Source organism: Moorena sp. SIO3I6 (assembly GCF_010672095.1).
The window spans coordinates 1-3,458 of sequence record NZ_JAAHHU010000447.1; the positions used below are offsets into that span (position 1 = coordinate 1).

Consider the following 3,458-nt stretch of genomic DNA (forward strand, 5'->3'; position numbering starts at 1 on the left):
CTCAAGGCAAATGCTGTCGAGTTGTTTAGCAAGATGTATATCTTTGGAGACAGCCTCTCTGATCAAGGCAATCTGTTTAATGCCACCGCAGAGCAAATTCCCCCCAGTCCACCCTATTTTGAGGGACGTTTTTCCAATGGGCCCAACTGGGTGGATTATCTTGCAGGGGATTTGGAATTAAACCCTACTCTGTTTACCACTCTTGGCTCAGGTGCTATTCCTACTGAAGGCATTAACTTCGCTTTTGGTGGTTCTACTACAGGCACTGAAAACACTGTCGCTCTTACCTTCTCTGGATTGACAGGCTTACCAGGATTGGAACAGCAGATTGATGCCTTTACTGTTCCCCTGATACAAGCCGGTCAGTCTGCTGACCCAGAGGCTCTGTATATAGTGTGGGCTGGTGGTAATGATTATTTACCTACCCAAGGCAGTTTTGAACCATTTACAGATACTGTCACCACCCTGGCAAATTTGTCAGATGCAGTGCAAGACCTGACTAATGTTGGGGCTAAAAATATTATGGTAGTTAACTTGCCAGATTTGGGCAATACGCCCATTGCTCTGGCACTTGATGGACGTGTTCCTGGTACTACCGATGCCCTCAACACCTTGACAGAAGACCATAATTCTGGTTTGTCTGAACTACTCGATCAATTCAGTCAGACTCCCGACTCAGATGTCAATATCATCCCGGTTGATGTTAATTCTACATTTAGGGAAATTCTGGCTCAGCCAACGGAATTTGGTTTGACCAATGTAACTAGTCCTTGTCTGAATATACCAGCACAATTTGTATGTGAGAATCCCGAGGAGTTTTTATTCTGGGACTTACAACATCCAACCACTGGTGTTTATCGCATTATTGCGGATTTAGCCCTGTCAGCATTGAAGGATCCAAATCCAGATCATAACCATCCACACCCAGATCATAACCATTCACACCCAGCTAATGTTCCTGAACCAGCAATGGCTTTAGGTCTATTTGCTTTGGGGGCTTTAGGAATAGGTTCTAAGAGAATAGGGAAGAGGGGATCGCGAATTTAGAATGCGCGAATTTAGAATGCGCGAATCGGGAATCGGGAATCGGGAATCGGGAATCGGGAATTGGGAATCGGGAATCGGGAGTCGGGAGTCGGGAGTCGGGAAAAATCCTGGTAGTGCTATACAATTCCTGACTTTAGCTCCCGAAACCTTGACCAGACCAACGCCTACATCACTACATCTTTACCAGTACCATCAAAAAATCAAAGGAGTTTTTTGCTACTATTGGGAATTAAACAAAATTAAAGCCCAAATATACCCCAAACCGGCTTTATAAGAAGCAAATACCTCTCTATTGTGACTCAACCAGTCAAATGACGAAACCTTTCAGAGGGTCGCCCTTTCCCTAAAGATACTGCTTCAGCTCCTGACCACAATCGTCTGAGTTTTTCATCCATTTATGGCATTAAAGCCTAAAATTTGGTTCTAATATCCTCAATTATTGACATTTTACCCAGAAACAATCACTTCGATTCTATTGTCTCATTTTTAGACCCTTATCAGAAACAAGTTTTTACTAAACTTATAATTATAGCATAACAAGTACGGAAGATCCACAAATTTTTAGTGAAGTTTTTCCATTAGTCTGATAAACTATCTGTGAAGCCAAATAAATATATCTAGCGGTTTATAGCCTAATCAGGTACACAATATTTTTACCGGTTCCATATTCCATGTTCCATAAAACCAGGTAATATGTACCTCATAAAAGTGAACAAAGCTATACACTTAGCAAAAACTAGTTGAAGGCAAAATAATGACTAAGACTGCTGTAACTTTGGTAAAAGAAGCTCAACAACGCCGTCCTGCTGAAGAAATCGTGGAGTTTTGCCAAAAACATCCCATGATTAAACATCCCTATTTTGTGCGGCTTCAACAGGAACCTCCCAATCTAACCGCTTTTTGGTCATACTTTGCCAACTTAAATGAAGTCACTGCCAAGGTTCCTAATTGGTTGGCCAATATTGTGATGCGTGTAGAGGACTTGAGAATCAAAAGTCTGATTGCTGGTGTGCTATATGACGAACTGGGCAGTGGCGATATCAACAAAATACATAGCACCCTGATGGGTAAACTAATTGAAGGACTCGATCCGTGGCGGCCGCAACCAGAAAATTTCGAGCCAGAGTCTCCGGGTAAAACACTAGCCCAGGAAATGGCTAATTTCTTCGCAGGAGAGACTATTGATGTTGCTTGGGCAGTAGGCTCCCTGATTTCTGGTGAAGTATATGCAGAGCAGATGATTTCTTGCCTAGGCAAAGAAGTTCGTCGTCAAAATGAAGTGGATCTGTCTGTTTTTGAGTGGCTTCTTGTCCATGAACAGGTCGAAGGGGATCATGCCGATGCCTCTGATGCTATGTCTAAGATTGTGCCGACATCAGGTCCGGAGTTGGAATCAGTGATGGGAGGGGCCAAGTGGAAGCGTGACACACTTTGGGCATGGCTAGATGGCATCTACCGTGCTGCCTACAACGAACTACCAGAGACATTCGGCAGCTAAACTACTCATTCTCCGAAACAGCTATAGCAATCCTATTTGAGATCCAAACAATCAACACCTACAAGACCTTGGGAACAAAGGACTGTCCGTTGGTAACTAATTAAGGTTTGCTTTTGAGCTTCAATTCAATCCGATCATTAGGACTATGAACAAGCTTGCAACAATTGAACAGCACAAACAACTTGATCAGACATCGGACGAATCTACAGCTCGCATACAGCTAGCAGCAGTGTATAGACTGATAAATTACTACGGCTGGAGCGATCTAACCCTCACCCACGCCCTTCACAAGAATACCAGGTTCTGAGTCTGATTTTCTGATTAATCCTTTTGGCCTCACTTTTGATGAAATCAAAGCATCAAACTTGGCAAGAATAAACCTTGATGGCAAGGTAGTTGGTGACCAAGACGTACCAGTCAATCCAACTGCTGTTGTTATCCATGGTGCGATTCTAGCTGCTAGACCTGATATTAACACTGTGATTCATGCTCACACCCCTTACGCAGTTGCTGTCTCCACCCTTGCCTGTGGGTTGTTACACCTAGATCAAGCTTCAATGGTTTTCTATAACAAAATTGCTTACCATGATAATTATGGGTTAGAAATAAATATCGCACAACAGAAACGTCTGGCAGCGGATCTCGGACCGGAAAAATTATGTATGATCATGCGCAACCATGGCATAGTTGTTTGTGGACGGACTGTTGCTGAAGCATTCTTAAACCTTTATTTTCTGGAGTTTGCTTGTAGAACACAAGTATTGGCTATGTCAACTGGGGCTAAACTGAATCAGCCTTCTGAGGATATTTTGAATTCATTTGCTCAACAAATGGAACAGTTTAAACCAATGAAAAAGGATGGATTTAAGTCAACCCAAATAGCGACTTTCAAGGCTTTAGTGCGTATGATCTC

Annotated in this window: 5 protein-coding genes; 4 read left to right on the top strand and 1 reads right to left on the bottom strand. The window is 42.8% G+C overall.

The features are described from left to right. Positions 1-1,047, top strand: a 1,047-nt coding sequence (locus tag F6K49_RS37675; protein ID WP_293105261.1) for an SGNH/GDSL hydrolase family protein, incomplete at its 5' end; no start/stop codon positions are given. On the opposite strand, the gene F6K49_RS37680 is transcribed toward F6K49_RS37675, so the two are convergent. After that, a complete protein-coding gene (locus F6K49_RS37680; RefSeq protein ID WP_293105266.1) occupies positions 1,013-1,171 on the bottom strand; it encodes a hypothetical protein in 159 nt (52 codons plus the stop codon). The two genes, F6K49_RS37675 and F6K49_RS37680, sit on opposite strands and share 35 nt — an antisense overlap. 630 nt (positions 1,172-1,801) lie before the next feature. Between F6K49_RS37680 and F6K49_RS37685 the strand changes: the two genes are divergently transcribed. The 3 genes from F6K49_RS37685 to F6K49_RS37695 form a co-directional block, all read left to right on the top strand. Continuing rightward, positions 1,802-2,545 carry an iron-containing redox enzyme family protein gene (locus F6K49_RS37685; RefSeq protein ID WP_293105269.1) on the top strand — a complete coding sequence of 248 codons (744 nt, stop codon included), beginning with the start codon at positions 1,802-1,804 and terminating at the stop codon, positions 2,543-2,545. 145 nt (positions 2,546-2,690) lie between these two features. Beyond that, complete coding sequence (locus F6K49_RS37690) at positions 2,691-2,852, top strand: hypothetical protein (protein WP_293105273.1); 162 nt, start codon at positions 2,691-2,693, stop codon at positions 2,850-2,852. Between the two features lie 13 nt (positions 2,853-2,865). Continuing rightward, a partial coding sequence (locus F6K49_RS37695; protein ID WP_293105279.1) for a class II aldolase/adducin family protein occupies positions 2,866-3,458 on the top strand: 593 nt, incomplete at its 3' end.